Genomic DNA, 270 nt, shown 5'->3' with positions numbered 1-270 from the left:
CGGCCGCCGCGCGGCCGTGCGCGCCGACGAGCTCCAGGAACGCCGCCTGGAGGGAGGGAGCCGAGCCCCGCACCTCGGCCAGCGGGCCCTGCGCCCGGATCCGCCCGGCCGCCATGACGGCGACCCAGTCGCAGAGCGACTCGACGAGCTCCATGACGTGGCTGGAGAAGACGACGGTCGCACCGGAGGAGGTGTACCGCTCCAGGACGCCGCGGATGGTCTGCGCGGAGACCGGGTCGACGCCCTCGAAGGGCTCGTCGAGGAAGAGGA

1 pseudogene is annotated in these 270 nt (G+C 74.4%); it reads right to left on the bottom strand.

Features of this window, described 5'->3' with window-relative positions:
* Window positions 1–270, bottom strand: a pseudogene (locus CCN56_RS45270) (ABC transporter ATP-binding protein); the annotation flags it as partial.

Origin of the sequence: Streptomyces sp. NRRL B-24572 (assembly GCF_002156145.1) — a bacterium.
GTDB lineage: Bacteria > Actinomycetota > Actinomycetes > Streptomycetales > Streptomycetaceae > Streptomyces > Streptomyces vietnamensis.
This window is presented reverse-complemented; position numbering and strand designations above follow the sequence as displayed.